Origin of the sequence: Rubrivivax rivuli, assembly GCF_004016505.1 — a bacterium.
GTDB lineage: Bacteria > Pseudomonadota > Gammaproteobacteria > Burkholderiales > Burkholderiaceae_C > Rubrivivax > Rubrivivax rivuli.
On sequence record NZ_SACR01000001.1, the window covers coordinates 170,560 to 187,050 of the forward strand.

General features: G+C 70.2%; 15 protein-coding genes. 9 read left to right on the top strand and 6 right to left on the bottom strand.

Annotated features, from left to right (window positions below):
- Positions 1-14 precede the first annotated feature (14 nt).
- Complete coding sequence (locus EOE66_RS00725; RefSeq protein WP_054140609.1) at positions 15-1,061, bottom strand: rod shape-determining protein; 1,047 nt, start codon at positions 1,059-1,061, stop codon at positions 15-17.
- Positions 1,062-1,429: 368 nt separating this feature from the next.
- Here EOE66_RS00725 and gatC point away from each other — a divergent pair, with 368 nt between their 5' ends.
- Genes gatC through gatB form a run of 3 tightly spaced genes read left to right on the top strand, consistent with a single transcriptional unit; the run spans position 1,430 to position 4,679 of the window.
- Positions 1,430-1,729 (top strand): Asp-tRNA(Asn)/Glu-tRNA(Gln) amidotransferase subunit GatC, encoded by a 300-nt coding sequence (gene gatC, locus EOE66_RS00730; RefSeq protein WP_128226784.1) that lies wholly within the window; start codon positions 1,430-1,432, stop codon positions 1,727-1,729.
- A complete protein-coding gene (gatA, locus tag EOE66_RS00735) occupies positions 1,726-3,234 on the top strand; it encodes an Asp-tRNA(Asn)/Glu-tRNA(Gln) amidotransferase subunit GatA (protein WP_128226785.1) in 1,509 nt (502 codons plus the stop codon). The genes gatC and gatA overlap by 4 nt, the downstream gene beginning before the upstream one ends.
- Positions 3,231-4,679: an Asp-tRNA(Asn)/Glu-tRNA(Gln) amidotransferase subunit GatB gene (gene gatB / locus EOE66_RS00740; RefSeq protein WP_128226786.1), complete on the top strand. Its 1,449-nt coding sequence runs from the start codon at positions 3,231-3,233 to the stop codon at positions 4,677-4,679. Before gatA ends, gatB begins: the two co-directional genes overlap by 4 nt.
- A 21-nt stretch (positions 4,680-4,700) precedes the next feature.
- Here the strand turns inward: gatB and EOE66_RS00745 are convergent, their stop codons facing one another.
- Together EOE66_RS00745 and pyrE are read right to left on the bottom strand one after the other, a co-directional pair.
- Positions 4,701-5,417 (bottom strand): hypothetical protein, encoded by a 717-nt coding sequence (locus EOE66_RS00745; protein ID WP_128226787.1) that lies wholly within the window; start codon positions 5,415-5,417, stop codon positions 4,701-4,703.
- A complete protein-coding gene (gene pyrE / locus EOE66_RS00750) occupies positions 5,418-6,095 on the bottom strand; it encodes an orotate phosphoribosyltransferase (RefSeq protein WP_128226788.1) in 678 nt (225 codons plus the stop codon). It abuts the gene before it with no gap.
- A 21-nt stretch (positions 6,096-6,116) separates the two neighbouring features.
- Between pyrE and EOE66_RS00755 the strand changes: the two genes are divergently transcribed.
- Entirely contained in the window at positions 6,117-6,911 is a 795-nt protein-coding gene (locus EOE66_RS00755; RefSeq protein ID WP_128226789.1) for an exodeoxyribonuclease III, read from the top strand.
- A 38-nt stretch (positions 6,912-6,949) separates the two neighbouring features.
- Here the strand turns inward: EOE66_RS00755 and EOE66_RS00760 are convergent, their stop codons facing one another.
- Entirely contained in the window at positions 6,950-8,137 is a 1,188-nt protein-coding gene (locus EOE66_RS00760) for a cyclic nucleotide-binding domain-containing protein (protein WP_128226790.1), read from the bottom strand.
- 166 nt (positions 8,138-8,303) lie between these two features.
- Between EOE66_RS00760 and EOE66_RS00765 the strand changes: the two genes are divergently transcribed.
- A complete protein-coding gene (locus tag EOE66_RS00765; RefSeq protein WP_128226791.1) occupies positions 8,304-9,194 on the top strand; it encodes an alpha/beta hydrolase in 891 nt (296 codons plus the stop codon).
- 34 nt (positions 9,195-9,228) lie between these two features.
- A complete protein-coding gene (locus EOE66_RS00770; RefSeq protein WP_128226792.1) occupies positions 9,229-10,713 on the top strand; it encodes a M20 family metallopeptidase in 1,485 nt (494 codons plus the stop codon).
- A gap of 18 nt (positions 10,714-10,731) precedes the next feature.
- Here EOE66_RS00770 and EOE66_RS00775 read toward each other — a convergent pair whose 3' ends face one another.
- Entirely contained in the window at positions 10,732-12,441 is a 1,710-nt protein-coding gene (locus EOE66_RS00775) for an MFS transporter (RefSeq protein WP_164884948.1), read from the bottom strand.
- A 13-nt stretch (positions 12,442-12,454) separates the two neighbouring features.
- The gene (locus EOE66_RS00780; protein ID WP_128226794.1) at positions 12,455-13,384 is read right to left on the bottom strand and encodes a dihydrodipicolinate synthase family protein; all 930 of its coding nucleotides are present in this window, start codon (positions 13,382-13,384) and stop codon (positions 12,455-12,457) included.
- A gap of 116 nt (positions 13,385-13,500) precedes the next feature.
- Between EOE66_RS00780 and EOE66_RS00785 the strand changes: the two genes are divergently transcribed.
- The 3 genes from EOE66_RS00785 to EOE66_RS00795 are packed head-to-tail and all read left to right on the top strand — an operon-like array spanning position 13,501 to position 16,485.
- Positions 13,501-14,205, top strand: coding sequence for a GntR family transcriptional regulator (locus EOE66_RS00785; protein WP_128226795.1), 705 nt, complete (start codon positions 13,501-13,503; stop codon positions 14,203-14,205).
- A gap of 4 nt (positions 14,206-14,209) precedes the next feature.
- Complete coding sequence (locus EOE66_RS00790; RefSeq protein WP_128226796.1) at positions 14,210-15,181, top strand: 4-hydroxyproline epimerase; 972 nt, start codon at positions 14,210-14,212, stop codon at positions 15,179-15,181.
- Positions 15,178-16,485 (top strand): NAD(P)/FAD-dependent oxidoreductase, encoded by a 1,308-nt coding sequence (locus tag EOE66_RS00795; RefSeq protein ID WP_128226797.1) that lies wholly within the window; start codon positions 15,178-15,180, stop codon positions 16,483-16,485. Before EOE66_RS00790 ends, EOE66_RS00795 begins: the two co-directional genes overlap by 4 nt.
- Positions 16,486-16,491 lie beyond the last annotated feature (6 nt).

Consider the following 16,491-nt stretch of genomic DNA (forward strand, 5'->3'; position numbering starts at 1 on the left):
CAGCGGTGCCGGGCTTACTCGGAAGTGAAGATGGAGCCCAGGCGCTCCATGCGCTCCAGCGCCATGCCGCAGCCGCGCACCACGCAGGTCAGCGGGTCTTCGGCCACCAGCACGGGCAGGCCGGTTTCTTCGGCCAGCAGGCGGTCGAGGTCGCGCAGCAGCGCGCCGCCGCCGGTGAGCATCATGCCGCGCTCGGCGATGTCGGCGCCCAGCTCGGGCGGCGTCTGCTCCAGCGCGTTCTTCACCGCGCTGACCATCTGGTTCAGCGGGTCGGTGAGGGCTTCGAGGATCTCGTTGCTGCTGATGGTGAAGCTGCGCGGCACGCCCTCGCTGAGGTTGCGGCCCTTGACTTCCATCTCCTTCACCTCGCTGCCGGGGAAGGCGCTGCCGATGTTCTTCTTGATGGCCTCGGCCGTGGGCTCGCCGATCAGCATGCCGTAGTTGCGGCGGATGTAGTTGATGATGCTTTCATCGAACTTGTCGCCGCCCACGCGGATGCTGCCCTTGTAGACCATGCCGCCCAGGCTGATGACGCCCACCTCGGTGGTGCCGCCACCGATGTCCACCACCATCGAGCCGCTGGCCTCGCTGACGGGCAGGCCGGCGCCGATGGCCGCGGCCATGGGCTCTTCGATCAGGTAGACGTCGCTGGCACCGGCGCCGAGCGCGGATTCACGGATGGCGCGGCGCTCCACCTGCGTCGAGCCGCAGGGCACGCAGATGATGATGCGGGGGCTCGGGCGCAGGACGGACCGTGGGTGGACCATCTTGATGAACTGCTTGAGCATCTGCTCCGTCACCGTGAAGTCGGCGATGACGCCGTCTTTCATCGGGCGGATGGCCTCGATGTTGCCGGGCACCTTGCCCAGCATGGCCTTGGCTTCCTTGCCGACGGCCTGGATGGTCTTCTTGCCTTGGGGGCCGCCCTCGTGGCGGATGGCCACCACCGAAGGCTCGTCCAGCACGATGCCCTTGCCTCGCACGTAGATCAGCGTGTTGGCGGTGCCGAGGTCGATGGCGAGATCGGTGGAGAAGTAGCGGCGCAGGGAAGCAGCAAACATGGGCGGTGGGGCAGAACGGGTGCGCGGGCGGCGGGCGGACGGGGTGCGTCGTTCGCAGGCGGGTGGAGGGCCTGGGGGGTGGACCGGGTGGAAACCTGAGGTCTGACCGGGTACGACGGCAGGGCCGCCGGGCGCTGGCGCTGGGGTGTTGGGGGTGTTCGGGTCGCAAGACCCGGCGCTTTCAGGGCCGCCACGGTAACCCGCTTGCGGCCGCGCACCAAAGGACTTGCGGGTAACCGGAGATAATAACGTAAACACCTCCCGCCTCCGTGGTAAGGCGCTGCTTTTTTCAGCAGGGCAAGCGCTTGCATCGGGCTCTGGCGGGCCCCATCCGAGACGCCCCGCGCGGGCACACACCCCTGGCACCGATGGCCCTGACCTTGCAGGAAGTGAGCCGCATCGCTCACCTGGCGCGCCTGGAACTCTCCAGCGCCGAACAGACCCAGATGCTCGAACAGCTCAACGGCTTCTTCGGCATCGTCGAGCAGATGAGCGCCGTCGACACGAGCGGCGTCGAGCCGCTGTACACGCCGCTGTCGGCCGTGCAGGCGGTGGAACTGCGTCTGCGCGAAGACCGCGTCACCGAGACCAACCAGCGCGAGGCCCACCAGCGCAGCGCCCCGGCCGTGGAAGACGGCCTCTTCCTCGTGCCCAAGGTGATCGAATGAGTACGCCCGTGCACGACGGCTTGCACACGCTGGGCGTCGCCGCCCTGGCGCGCGGCCTGGCCGCGAAAGCCTTCTCCAGCGTCGAACTCACGCAGGTGCTGCAGGCGCGCATGGCGCAGCACGCCGGCCTGGGCGCCTTCCTCGCGACGAACCCCGACACAGCGCTGGCCGAAGCCCGCGCTGCCGATGCCGCCATCGCGACGGGCACGGCCGGCCCACTGACCGGCATACCGCTGGCGCACAAGGACATCTTCGTCACCGACTTCGCGCGCAGCGGCCTGGCCACCACCGCCGGCAGCCAGATGCTGAAGGGCTATGCCAGCCCCTTCGACGCCACCGTGGTGGCGCGCCTCGTGGCCGCCGGCACCGTCACCCTGGGCAAGCTGAACTGCGACGAGTTCGCGATGGGCTCGGCCAACGAGAACAGCGCCTACGGCCCCGCGCGCAACCCCTGGGACCCCACGCGCGTGCCCGGCGGCAGCTCGGGCGGCAGCGCCACCGCCGTGGCCGCTCGCCTGGTGCCCGCGGCCACCGGCACCGACACCGGCGGCTCCATCCGCCAGCCCGCCAGTTTCACCGGCATCACCGGCATCAAGCCGACCTACGGCGTGTGCAGCCGCTACGGCATGGTGGCCTTCGCCAGCAGCCTGGACCAGGCCGGCCCGATGGCCCGTTCGGCCGAAGACTGCGCGCTGCTGCTCTCGGCCATGAGCGGTTTCGACGAACGCGACGCCACCAGCGCCGAACGGCCACCGCAGGACTTCCATGCGCAGATGCTGCAGCCGCGTGCAGGCGCCAGCGCAGCGAAGCCGCTGCAGGGCCTGCGCATCGGCCTGCCGAAGGAGTTTTTCCCCGCCGCACTGGCGGCCGACGTGAACGGCGCCGTGCGCAGCGCGCTGGCCGAGCTGGAGAAGCTGGGCGCGACGCTGGTGGACGTGAGCCTGCCGCGCACCGAGCTTTCGATCCCCGTCTACTACCTGATCGCCCCGGCCGAGGCCAGCAGCAACCTGAGCCGCTTCGACGGCGTGAAGTTCGGCCACCGGGCTGCGCAGCATGGCGACCTGCTCGACATGTACAAGAAGACGCGCGCAGAGGGCTTCGGGCCCGAAGTGAAGCGCCGCATCATGATCGGCACCTACGTGCTGAGCCACGGCTACTACGACGCCTACTACCTGCAGGCGCAGAAGCTGCGCCGCATGATCGCCGACGACTTCCAGGCCTGCTTCCAGCACTGCGACGTGATCGCCGGGCCTGTGGCGCCCACGGTGGCCTGGGCCCTGGGCCAGCAGCGCGAGCCGCTGCAGGACTACCTGGCCGACATCTTCACGCTGCCCGGCAGCCTGGCCGGCCTGCCCGGCATGAGCGTGCCGGCGGGCTTCGGCGAAGGCGGCCTGCCCGTGGGCCTGCAGCTCATCGGCAACTACTTCCAGGAAGGCCAGTTGCTGCACACGGCGCATGCCCTGCAGCAGGCCACCGATTTCCACCTGAAGGAGCCGCAGCTGTGAGCGCGCCCGCCCTGATCCGCGGCTACGAGGTCGTCATCGGCCTGGAAACGCACGCGCAACTCTCCACCGCCAGCAAGATCTTCAGCGGTGCTTCCACGCAGTTCGGCGCCGCGCCCAACACCCAGGCCTGCGCCGTGGACCTGGCGCTGCCGGGCACGCTGCCGGTGATGAACAAGGGCGCGGTGGAGCGCGCCATCCAGTTCGGCCTGGCGGTGCACGCGAAGGTGGCGCCGCTGTCCATCTTCGCGCGGAAGAACTACTTCTACCCCGACCTGCCCAAGGGCTACCAGATCAGCCAGTACGAGATCCCGGTGGTGCAGGGCGGCAAGGTCGAGTTCGTGCTGAACGGGCAGAAGAAGACCGTGCGCCTGACGCGCGCCCACCTCGAGGAAGACGCGGGAAAAAGCCTGCACGAGGACTACCAAGGCCAGACCGGCATCGACCTGAACCGCGCCGGCACGCCGCTGCTGGAGATCGTCTCCGAGCCCGACATGCGCAGCAGCGCCGAAGCGGTGGAGTACGCCAAGGCGCTGCACACGCTGGTGGTGTGGCTGGGCATCTGCGACGGCAACATGCAGGAAGGCAGCTTCCGCTGCGACGCCAACGTCAGCGTGCGCAAGCCCGGCGCGCCCTTCGGCACGCGGCGCGAGATCAAGAACCTCAACAGCTTCCGCTTCCTGCAGCAGGCCATCGATTTCGAGGTGCAGTGGCAGATCGACCGCGTGGAAGACGGCCTGCCCATCGAGCAGGCCACCGTGCTCTTCAACCCCGACACGGGCGAGACGCGCGCGATGCGCAGCAAGGAAGACGCGGCCGATTACCGCTACTTCCCCGACCCCGACCTGCCGCCGCTGGTGATTTCGCCCGCGTGGGTGGCGCGCGTGAAGACCGCGATGCCCGAGCTGCCGGCCGCGATGGCCGAGCGCTTCGTGCGCGAGGACGGCCTGCCCGAGGCCGACGCCGCGCTGATGACGCAGAGCCTGGCCTTCGCGAGGTTCTACGAAGCCGTGCGCGACGGCTGTGGCACCCCCAAGCTCGCCGCCAACTGGCTGATGGGCGAGGTGAGCAAGCGCCTGAACGCCGAAGGCCGCGGCATCGAAGCCGCCGCGCTGCAACCGGCCACGCTGGCTGCGCTGATCCGCCGCGTGGCCGACAGCACGGTGTCGAACAACGGCGCGCGGCAGGTCTTCGAGCTGTTGTGGTCGGGCGCGCAGACCGATGTCGACGCCATCATCGAAGCCCAGGGCCTCAAGCAGATGAACGACAGCAGCGCCCTGCTGGCCATCGTCGACGAGGTGATCGCGGCGAACGCCAAGAGCGTGGAAGAGTTCCGCGCCGGCAAGGAAAAGGCCTTCAACGCGCTGGTCGGCCAGGTGATGAAGGCCAGCAAGGGCAAGGCCAACCCGGCGCAGGCCGGCGAACTGCTGCGCCAGCGCCTGGGCTGAAACGCGCAAGCCGCCAGCCGGTCAGCGGCTGGCAGGCTTGGGGGCGGGAGGGGCTGCGGGGGCCGCCGGCATCGGCCCGAGCGAACCGGCCGGCGCGCCGCTCCAGAGACGCCGCAGGCGGTCGAGCTCGGCGTCGTAGAGCCTGTTGATGCGCTCCAGCTCGGCCTGTTGCGTGGCCGTGGCGGCTCTCTGCGCATCCACGGCGGCATCGTTGGCATCGATTTGCGACTTCAGCCGCGGGGGCAGCGGCTTGCCCTGGTAGAACTCGGCCTCGTCCAGCAGCGGCTTGCGTTCGGCGGCCAGCCCCCGCAGGCGCAGTTCGGTGGCCTTCATCGCCAGGCGCACGGTGTCCAGCGCGTTTTCTCTGGCGCGCTGGTGGGCAGCCTCGTTCGGGAAACGCGCCATCAGGTTGCGGTCGCGCCGCACGGCATCGGCAGCGGCGGCCTTGGCTTCCTTCTCGGCGCGCTCACGCGCTTCCTTCTCGGCCCGCTCTTCGGCCGTGAGCGTGGGCGGGATCACCTTGCGCAGGGAACCATCGCGATTGAGGATGTGCTGTTCCTTGGCCGCGCACTCGACGATCGGCCGATCGGCGGTCAGCCGGCGGCCCTTGTCGTCGATGCAGGTGTAGATGCCCGCCACCGGCGGGGCCGGCTGTGCCAGGGCCGCACCCGCGCTCACGCCCACCGCCAGCAGCAAGGCCAGGCGGTGCAGGGGTTGGCAGGTCGGTGCTCGGCGCATTCAGATCCCGTAGCGTTCGCGGTAGGCCTGCACCGGGGCGGCGTAGGCGCTCAGGGGCGTATCGGCATGGGCGTGCAGATACTGAAGCAAGTCCTGCAAGGTGGCGATGGCCACCACAGGCAGTTTCAACTCATCAGAAACGTACTGCACGGCGCTCCAGGGCACCTCCTGCCCCTTCGCGTCGGTGGCGCGTTCCTGGCGGTCGAGCGCGATGGCCACCCCGGCAGGCGTGCCGCCGGCGGCCGTGATCATCGCGATGGATTCGCGCACCGAAGTGCCTGCGGAGATGACGTCATCCACGATGAGAACGCGGCCGGCCACCTTCGCGCCGACAAGGGTGCCGCCTTCGCCGTGGTCTTTCGCTTCCTTGCGGTTGTAGGCGAAAGGCACGTTGCGGCCGTGGCGCGCCAGTTCCACCGACAGCGCGGCAGCCAGCGTGATGCCCTTGTAGGCGGGGCCGAAGATCATGTCGAACTGCAGGCCGCTGTCGATGAGGCGGCGTGCATAGAATTCCGCGAGGCGGCCGAGCTTGGCGCCGTCGTCGAACAGGCCGGCGTTGAAGAAGTACGGCGACAGCCGCCCCGCCTTGGTCTTGAACTCACCGAAGCGCAGCACACCGGCCTGCACGGCAAACGACACGAATTCCTGCGCCAGCGGGGTGGAATTGTCGTTCGGCATGGTCTTCAAAAGGAGTGGAGTTTGGGCTTCCGACTGATCTCGTTGAACGTGAACGGCATACGTTCGGCGGCCAACAAAGGCCTGCAAGACTGGGCTGAAAGCGCGGCCGCAGATTGTATGGGGGTGCAGGAGCTCAAGGCCCACCACGCTGACATCGCAGGCAGCCTCGATTCCATCGCCGGGATGAAGGGCCACTTCCACTGCGCCGAGAAGAAAGGCTACTCGGGCGTGGGCCTGTACCTGAAGAAGAAGCCGCGCGAAGTCATCACCGGCATCGGCAACCCCGAGTTCGACGCCGAAGGCCGCTGGGTGGAAGCGCGCTACGACACCGCCCGGCGCAAGCTCTCCATCATCAGCTGCTACTTCCCCAGCGGCAGCAGCAGCGAAGAACGCCAGCAGGCCAAGTTCCGTTTCCTGGCGCTGATCTACCCGCACCTGATGCGACTGAAGGAGGAACGCGAGTTCATCCTGGTGGGCGACGTCAACATCGCGCACCGCGAGGCCGACCTCAAGAACTGGAAGGGCAACCAGAAGAACAGCGGCTTCCTGCCCGAAGAGCGCGCCTGGATGACGCGCCTGCTGAGTGAAGGCGGGCTGGTGGATGTGTACCGCCGGTTGCACCCCGACACCACCGACGAGAGCTACACATGGTGGAGCAACCGCGGCCAGGCCTGGGCGAAGAACGTGGGCTGGCGTATCGACTACCACCTCGCCACGCCCGGCCTGGCGGCCAAGGCGCGCGCCGCGCACATCCACAAGGCGCAGCGCTTCAGCGACCACGCGCCGCTGACCATCGACTACGACTTCACGCTCTGAGGCAGGCTCGCGGCTGCCTGCAGACTGCCGCCGCGCCCTCAGGCGGCCTGCAGCATCGCCGCCTTCAGTTCCTTGAGCATCGATTGGCCGAGCATCTGTGCCTCCACAGGGTCCACCGGGCCGAGGTCGCGCAGGTCGCTTTCCACGTCGTCGCGCCGGCGCCGCGACAAGGCGCCCAGCACCTTGTTGCGCACCGGGCCTTCGTCCAGCGTGGACAGCACCTTGGCCAGGTCGTAGGTGTCCATCTTGGCGACCACGGCATGCACGGCCTTCGCGTCGGCGAACTCGATGTCGGTGACATCGGTGAATTCCGCGGGTGACTTCATGCGGCGCTCCACGAAGTAGCGCCGGCCTTTCTCGTCGAGCAGGCGCACGATCTCGCTGCGCCGGAAGGTGAACACGTCTTCGGCGAACTCGCCGCTGGCCAGCTTGCGCAGCAAGGTGCTGCGGTCCACGTCCACCATCTGGGCGAACTCGCCCACGCCGATGTACTCGTGCGTCTGCTTCTCGCCCACGGCCTCGGCCTGTGCCAGGCACTTGCGCACCTGGGCCACGATGTCGCGTGGCGCGAAGATCACCTGCTTGCCCGTGCCACGCTCGTCGTCGATGCGCACGAGGTGCAGGTTGACCAGCTTGTCCAGGCAGGCGCGGATGTGGCGGTCGGCATGGCCGAACATGGCCCGGGCCTGCGCCATCACGTCCTGCAGCAGCGGGCGCGCCAGCACCACGCTGCCGCCGGCGCTGGCGCTGCGGCCGTGCACCGCGCCCTTGCCCACCTCGGCCGCGCCCATCAGGTACAGCAGCTGCGCATACAGCGCCAGATCGGGCTGGTGGTTGACGCGGCTGGCGATCAGCCCGTGCGCCACGGTCAGGCGCTCGGACATCGTGTGCAGCAGGCCCTGCACGAGATCGGGGCTCAGGCCCGCGGCCTGGTTCATCACGGCCAGGTCGATCACGTACAGCTCGCAATAGCGTCGCGCCACAGCGCCCTGAAGGCGTGTGGGCTTGCCCAGGTGCGGCTCGACACCGAAACACTGGCCCCGGCCCAGGGTCTCGACCACGGTGCGCTTCTCATCGCGCACGAGGAAGAGGTCGATCTCGCCGTCTTTCACCACGTACAGGTTCGGCGCGGGCATGCCTTCGGTGTAGAGCACTTCACCGGCGAACAGGCGCACCTGGCTGAAGCGGCAGTGCTCGGCGAACTGGAGGAGGCTGGTGCGAAGCATGGAGGTCAGGGCGCGAGTGAGGCGCTCAATCGATGGAAATGATCTTTGCAGAATCTAACCCAAGTAGCATTTCCGCTGAATTATCAAATTTGCGCAATTTTGACGGGCTCCGGCCCACGCGGCGCGCTTGCCTACACTGCCGCATCCCCCAGCGGAGAGTTCGCCCATGCCTGGCGCCCCCACGCCCACGCCGCGCCTGCTGCCCACGCCAGATGGCCAGCGCCTGCACCTGCAGCACTGGTCAGCCCGCACGCAGGCCGGGCCGCTGCGGGGCACGGTACAGATCGTGCACGGCCTGGGTGAACACATCGGCCGCTACGACGCGCTGGCGCGCAGGCTCAACGCCGCCGGATGGCACGTGGCCGGGCACGACCACCGCGGCCACGGCCGCAGCAGCGGCGCACGCGGCGTGCTGCCGCTGCAACCGGCGCTGCTGCCCGACCTGGCCCTGGCCATCGACGCCGTGCGAGCTTCCGGCGACGCCGGACCGCGCCATGTGCTGCTGGGTCACAGCCTGGGCGGGCTGATCGCCGCGCGCTTCGTCGCCGAGGGGCTGATGCAGCGCCCACGGCCGTGGTACCGCGAAATGTCCGGTCTGGCGCTCAGCAGCCCGGCACTGGACATTGGCCTGGGCTGGCCCCAGCGGGCCTTGCTGGCGGTGCTGCGCCCGCTGATGCCCGCGCTGGCCCTGCCCAACGGCCTGCAGGCGGCGTGGCTGAGCCGCGACCCCGCCGTGGTGCGCGCCTACGAGGCCGACCCGCTGGTGCACGACCGCATCACGCCCCGGCTGCTGCACTTCATCGTCAGCGAAGGCGCGGTGCTGCGCCGCCTGGCCGCGCGCTGGCGCACCCCCACCTTGCTGCTCTGGGCGGGGGCCGACCGCTGCGTGCGCCCGGAAGGCAGTGCCCGCTTAGCAGCCGCGGCGCCGGCTGGCGTGGTGCAGGCCCAGGACTACCCGGCCCTTTTCCACGAGATCTTCAACGAGCCCGAGCACGCCGAGGTCGAAGCCCGGCTGCTGGCCTGGCTGGGTGCGCTGCCCGCCCCCGCACCGGCCTAAACTGCCCCTCCTTCTACGCTGCGGAGATCTGTCCATGAACGCCCCCACCCGAGCCGAAGAATCCGCCGCCCTGGCCGCGCTGGCCCAGTTCAGCGAGGAAGCCTGGGACCAGCGCATCGTGCCGGCCCTGACCGACTACATCGGCGTGCCCGCCAAGAGCCCGATGTTCGACGCCGACTGGGCGAAGAATGGTTATGTCGACCGCGTCGTGCGCGACGCCGCGGCTTGGGTGGAAGGCCGCAAGCTGCCGGGCCTGAAGCTGGAGGTGATCCGCATCGAGGGCCGCACGCCGGTGATCTTCTTCGAAGTGCCCGCCAGCGGCGGCACCGAAGGCCGCGCCGCCAGCGGCGACACCGTGCTGCTCTACGGCCACCTCGACAAGCAGCCCGAGTTCAGCGGCTGGCGCAAGGACCTCGGCCCGTGGACGCCCAAGTACGAAAACGGCCTGCTCTACGGGCGTGGCGGCGCCGACGACGGCTACGCGGTCTACGCCGCCGTCACCGCGCTGGAAGCGCTGCATGCGCAAGGCCTGCCGCACCCTCGCTGCGTGGGTCTGATCGAAAGCTGCGAGGAAAGCGGCAGCCACGATCTGCCGGCCTACATCGCCGCCCTCGGCAACCGCCTGGGCAACGTGAGCCTGGTCGTCTGCCTGGACAGCGGCGCCGGCAACTACGACCAACTCTGGCTCACCACCAGCCTGCGCGGCATGGTCAGCGGCGTGCTGAAGGTGGAGATCCTCACCGAGGGCATCCACAGCGGCGACGCTTCGGGCCTGGTGCCCAGCAGCTTCCGGGTGCTGCGCCAGGTGCTCGACCGCCTGGAAGACAGCAAGACCGGCCGCCTGCTGCCCGAAAGCTTCCACTGCCAGGTGCCGACTTCTCGCCTGGCGCAGGCGCAGGCCACGGCGGCCATCCTCGGCGATGAAGTGTGGAAGCGCATGCCCTGGGCCTGCGGCGCCGACGGCGGCGCCGTGCTGCCCACCACCACCGACCCCGTGGAAGGCCTGCTCAACCGCACCTGGCGGCCCACGCTGAGCGTGACGGGCGTCGACGGCTTCCCCGAACTGAAGAACGCCGGCAACGTGCTGCGCCCCTACACCGCCTTCAAGCTGAGCCTGCGGCTGCCCCCGCTGGTGGACGGGCACGAGGCCAGCATGGCGCTGAAGACGCTGCTGGAAGACAACGCGCCCTACAACGCCAAGGTCACCTTCCACCCCGACGGTCGCGCCGGCGCCTTGGGCGCCACGGGCTGGAACGCGCCCGAGCTCTCGCCCTGGCTGGAAGACGCGATGAACCGCGCCTCGCAGGCGCACTTCGGAGCGCCCGTGGGCTACATCGGCCAGGGCGGCACCATCCCGCTGATGAGCATGCTGCAGAAGGGCTTCCCGAAGGCGCAGATGATGGTCTGCGGCGTGCTCGGCCCCAAGAGCAACGCCCACGGCCCCAACGAGTTCCTGCACGTGCCCTACGGCAAGAAGCTCACGGCCTCCGTGGCGCAGGTGATCACGGCCTGCCCCTGAGCCGACGCCGGCACGGCATCAGGCTGCCGCTGGCTGGGCTGGCGCTTCGGGCCTTTCGGCCAGCGCGGTCCAGGGCAGCCGCGCCTGCCACGCCAGCAGCAGCGCCGCCAGCGCCGGCACCACCACATAGAAGGCCTGCGGCTCGGGCCACCACTTGCGCAGGTACATGGCCACCAGCAGCGGGGCCATCAGCAGGCCCAGCCGGCCGATGCGCGCCGCCTGCGGCGTGGCGGCGCCCAGCACCACCGCGCCCGTGCCCAGAAACACCGCCGAGGCCACGAAGACCAGCATGAACAGGATCTCGAACATCGGCGCCGCCTTGCCCGCGTCCCAGGCGCCCAGGCGGTAGGCCACCGCGGCCACGCAGCCCAAGGCCAGCAGCGTGGCCAGGCGGCGCGCGCGGCGTCCGGCGCCGCCATCGCCATCGGGCGTCAGGCTGGGCTTGATGAAAGGCAGCACCGCCAGGCACAGCAGGCCGGTGAGGGCGTCGATCAACAGCGTCTTCGGGTAGCCGATGGCCTCGGCCGCGATGCCCTGCCACGTGGCGCTGTACGAAATGGCGAGGTTCATCATCGCCATGTAGGCCGTGAACTGCGTGCCGGCCACACGCGGGTTGGTGACGTCCATGAAGATGGCCGAACGCGTGCCGTACATCAGGCCCTGCGCCGCGGCGTAGAGCAGCGTGGCCACCCACAGCGCCGTCACCAGCGCCGGCAAGGCGGTGCGCTTGAGCGGGCCTTCGGCCGGGTTGGGCATCACCCAGCCATGCTGCTGCAGCACGGTCATGAGGTAGAGCACGGGCAGGCTCATCAGCGCCATGTAGACGAAGAGCGTGCGGCGGCGGCCCAGGCGGTCGGACAGCCAGCCGCCGAGCACCATGCAGGTGGCGGCGACCACCTGCGTCATGACCGAGAGCGAGCCCACGCTCTGGTCGCTGAGGCCCAACTCCACGGCCAGGTTGCTCTGCAGCGCCAGGCCCAGGCTCATCGCCCCGGCGGGCAGCAATGCGAAGAAGAGGCCCGCGAAGGCGCCGCGCGTGCCCAGGAAGCTGCGGAAGGCCTCGCCGCAGAAGCGCTTGATCTCACGGCCGGCTGAGGCCAGCCCGGCGGCGCGGCGCTCGGCCTCGGGCGTGGGCGCCTCGCGCAGCGGCAGCACGATGAACACCGTGACGGCGGCGATGCACGCCGCCACGAAGTAGAAGCCGCCCGTGAGCCCAAACACCGGCATCAGGAACAGCACGCCGCCGCCGCCCAGGGCCATGCCGATGGACGCGCCGCCGAACATCACCCCGTTGGCGAGGCCGCGTTCGTCGGCACGCAGGGTGTTGACGGCCAGCGCGTCGATGGCCACGTCCTGCATCGCGCCGAAGGTGTTGTGCACGAGCAGGATGCCCGTCAGCAGCCCCAGCTGCGCCGGCAGCGGCACCTGCGCCGCGACGACGAGCGTCAGCACCAGCATGACCTGCGTGCCCAGGATCCAGCCGCGCCGCCGGCCCAGGCGCTCGGAGGTGAAGACGTCGATGAAGGGCCCGAAGGCCCACTTGAAGGCCCAGGGCAGGTAGAACGAGCCGACGAAGGCGCCGATCTCGGCCGGGCCCACATCGGCGCGGCGCAGTTGCGTGGCGATGGCGGTGGCGCCGAAGCCCAGCGGGATGCCTTCGGTCAGGTAGAGAAAGAAGAAGGCCGTCAGGCGGCCGATCCGGGTGTCGAGCAGGTTGGGCAGGCGCATGGGGCCAAATGCTTCAGAGCAGCGCGGGCAGGCCCACATCCGGCAGCAGCGGCCGGTGGGCCAGCGCCTCGGCCATCACCCGCTCGACCTGCGCCTTGTCCTCGCCCTGCAGCGCCAGACGCGGCGGGCGCGTCCGCCAGGAGCCACGACCTACCAGGTGTTCGCAGAGCTTGATGCACTGCACGAGGTCGGGCCGCGCGTCCAGGTGCAGCAAGGGCATGAACCACTCGTACAGCGGCATCAGCTCGGCCATGCGCCCGGCCTGGGCCAGGCGGAAGAGCGTCTCGCCTTCGCGCGGAAAGGCGTTGGACATGCCCGACACCCAGCCCGCCGCCCCCATGGCTACGCTTTCCACCACCACGTCGTCCAGGCCGGCAAACAGCACGAAGCGGTCGCCCACGCGCTTGCGGGTGTCGATGAAGCGGCGCGTGTCGCCGCTGCTGTCCTTGAAGCAGACGATGTTCTCGCAGTCCGCCAGGCTGGCCAGGATGTCGGGCGTGATGTCGTTCTTGTAGACCGGCGGGTTGTTGTAGACCATCACCGGCAGGTCGATGGCGGTGGCCACGGTGCGGAAGTGCGCCGCCGACTCGAAGGGCTTGGACGAGTACACCAGCGCGGGCATGAGCATGATGCCGTCGACCCGGGCGCGCTCGGCCTCGCGGGCGGTTTCGATGGCAAAGGCGCTGGTGAATTCGGCCACGCCGCAGATCACCGGCACGCGGCCGGCCGCCACGGCCACGGCAGCTTCCATGATCTGCGCCTTCTCGCTGCGCGACAGCGAGGTGTTCTCGCCCACGGTGCCGCAGATGATGAGCCCCGACACGCCGTCACGGATCAGCGCGGCCATGACCCGGGCCGTGGCCTCGATGTCCAGCGAGTGGTCTTCCCGGAACTGCGTGGTGACGGCGGGAAAGACGCCTTGCCAGTGGACCGCTGCGCTCATGGTTTGCTCTTGGGGGGATGGCCGCTGTGATGCGCCGATCGTAGATTTTATACAATCGACAAGTCAACACCCGGCCATGCAACACCGGCAGAATGCCTGACCGAGCCCCGCCCGCCATGAAGCAGAACCTGGTTCACCGCACGCTGTCCTCGGCCATCGCCGAGCAGCTGCGCCAAGGCATCCTGTCGGGCACGCACGCGGCCGGCAGCCAGCTGCGGCAGGACGCGCTGGCCGCGCAGTTCGGCGTCAGCCGCATCCCGGTGCGCGAGGCGCTGTTCCAGCTGGAGGCCGAAGGCCTGGTGCAGATCGCGCCGCACAAGGGCGCCATCGTGTCCACCTTCTCGCGCGCCGAGATCGACGACGTGTTCGACCTGCGCGCGCTGCTGGAGCCGCGCCTGCTGCGCAGCTCGGCCCCCTTGCTCACCGAGGCCGACTTTGCCGACATCGCGCAGCTCGACCAGGCCTTCGCCGGCGCCATCGCGCAGCAGGACGTCGCCCACTGGGGCGAGCTCAACGCCCGTTTCCACCAGGCGCTGTACCGCCATGCACGGCAGCCACGCACGCTGGCCATCGTGACGCAGCTGCTGCAGACCAGCGAGCGCTACACCCGCGTGCAGATGAACCGGGCGAACCCACACCAGGCCCTGCCCCGCGCCGAACGCGAGCACCGCAAGCTGCTGCAGCTGTGCCGCACGGGCCAGCTCGACGCCGCGTGCGCGCACCTGGCCGGGCACATCGAGGCGGTGCGCAAGGATCTGCACCGCCTGTTGAACCCCGCACCCACCCCCCAACGGCGCCAGCAGCGCACACCGGCCGCCTGAAACCATGCAAGTCCCCACCACCCGCATCGTCGATTCCCACACCGGCGGCGAACCCACGCGCCTGGTCCTCACCGGCGGCCCCGAGCTGGGCACCGGCAGCCTCGCCGAGCTTCGCGAGCGCTTCCGCACCCAGCACGACCCCTGGCGGCGGGCGCTGATGAACGAGCCGCGCGGCTCCGACGTGCTGGTGGGTGCGCTGCTCACGCCGCCGCAGGCGCCCGGCAGCCTGTGCGGCGTGATCTTCTTCAACAACGTCGGCTACCTCGGCATGTGCGGGCACGGCACCATCGGCGTGGTGGCCACGCTGGCCCACCTGGGCCGCATCCAGCCCGGCGTGCATGCCATCGACACGCCCGTGGGCACGGTGCAGGCCACGCTGCACGACGACCGCAGCGTCACCGTGGCCAACGTGCCGGCCTACCGCCACGCCCAGGCCGTGGCGGTGGACGTGCCCGGCCTGGGCCGCGTGCACGGCGACGTGGCCTGGGGCGGCAACTGGTTCTTCCTGTGCGCCGACCATGGGCTGGACCTGTCGGCCTCCCAGGTGGCGCCGCTCACCGCGCACGCCGAGGCCCTCCGCCAGGCGCTGGTGGCGGCGGGCATCACGGGGGCCGATGGCGCCGAGATCGACCACATCGAACTGATGGGCCCGCCGCAAGATGCACGCCACCACGGCCGCAACTTCGTGCTGTGCCCGGGCATGGCCTACGACCGTTCGCCCTGCGGCACCGGCACCAGCGCCAAGCTGGCCTGCCTGGCGGCCGATGGCGAACTGCAGCCCGGCCAGGTCTGGCACCAGGAAAGCGTGATCGGCAGCGTCTTCAACGCCCACTACCAGCCGGCCGCAGAACCTGGGCGCGTGCTGCCCTTCATCCACGGCACCGCCTACGTGACGCTGGACGCCACGCTGGTGTTCGACCCGCAAGACCCCTTCGCCTGGGGCATCAACGCAGCACCGAACGGCACCCCGGCATGACACCTGCTGAGCTGGCCGCGGCCGACCCGACGGCTCCACCCCCGCTGGCCGATGCCGAGCTGCAGGCCGACGTGGTGGTGGTCGGCGCCGGCATCGTCGGCCTGAGCTGCGCGCTGCTGCTGCAGCGCCAGGGGCGCGCCGTGTGGCTGCTCGACCGCCAGGGCGTGGCGGCGCAGGCCAGCCGCGGCAACGCCGGTGCCTTCGCCTTCTCCGACGTGCTGCCGCTGGCCTCGCCCGGCATCCTGGCCCAGGTGCCGCGCTGGCTGCTCGACCCCCTGGGCCCGCTGGCGCTGCGGCCGGCCTACCTGCCGGCCCTGCTGTCCTGGCTGTGGCGCTTCTGGCGGGCCAGCCGGCCGGCCGCCTTCGCGCGCAGCCTGCAGGCCCAGGTGGCGCTGATGCGGCTGGCCGCGCCGGCCACGCTGCGCCTGCTGCAGGCCGCGGGTGCGCAGCACCTGCTGCACAGCGGCGGCAACCTGCACCTGTACGAGAGCGAAGCCGAATGGAAAGCCGCGCTGCCCGGCTGGCAGCTGCGGGCCGAGCACGGCATCGCCTTCGAGCACGCCCACGGCGCCACCGCCATCGCACGCTGGCAGCCCGGCCTGAGCCCGGCGCTGGTGGCGGCCACCTTCGTGCCCGGCTGGCAGACCATCGAAGACCCGCTGCTGCTGTGCCACACCATCGCCGGCGCCTTCATGGCCGCCGGGGGCCGGCTGCGCCAGGCCGCGGTGCAGGCGCTGCAGCCTGAAGGCCCGCACATGGGCCTGCGGCTGGCCGATGGCCGCCTGGTGCGGGCCCGGCACGTGGTGGTGGCCGCCGGCGCCTGGTCGCACCAGCTGGCGCAGACCCTGGGCGAGCGCGTGCCGCTGGAGACCGAGCGCGGCTACAACACCACCTTGCCGGCGGGCGCCTTCGCCTTGCAGCGGCAGCTGAGCTTCCCCAGCCACGGCTTCGTGGTCACGCCCATCGCCGGTGGCGTGCGCGTGGGCGGGGCCGTCGAACTGGCCGGCCTGAGGGCCGCGCCCAACTACCGGCGCGCCGAAGTGCTGCTGGGCAAGGCGCAGCGTTTCCTGCCCGGCCTGCGCACCGAGGGCGGCACGCCGTGGATGGGCTTTCGCCCCTCGCTGCCCGACTCGCTGCCCGCCATCGGGCCCTCACCCACCGACGCGCGCGTCACGCACGCCTTCGGCCATGGCCACCTGGGGCTCACACAGTCGGCGGCCACCGCCGAGATCGTGGCCGCGCTGGTGGCCGGCCGGACGCCGCCGCTGGACCTGCAGCCCTTCAACCCGGCACGTTTCGCCTAGGCCCTG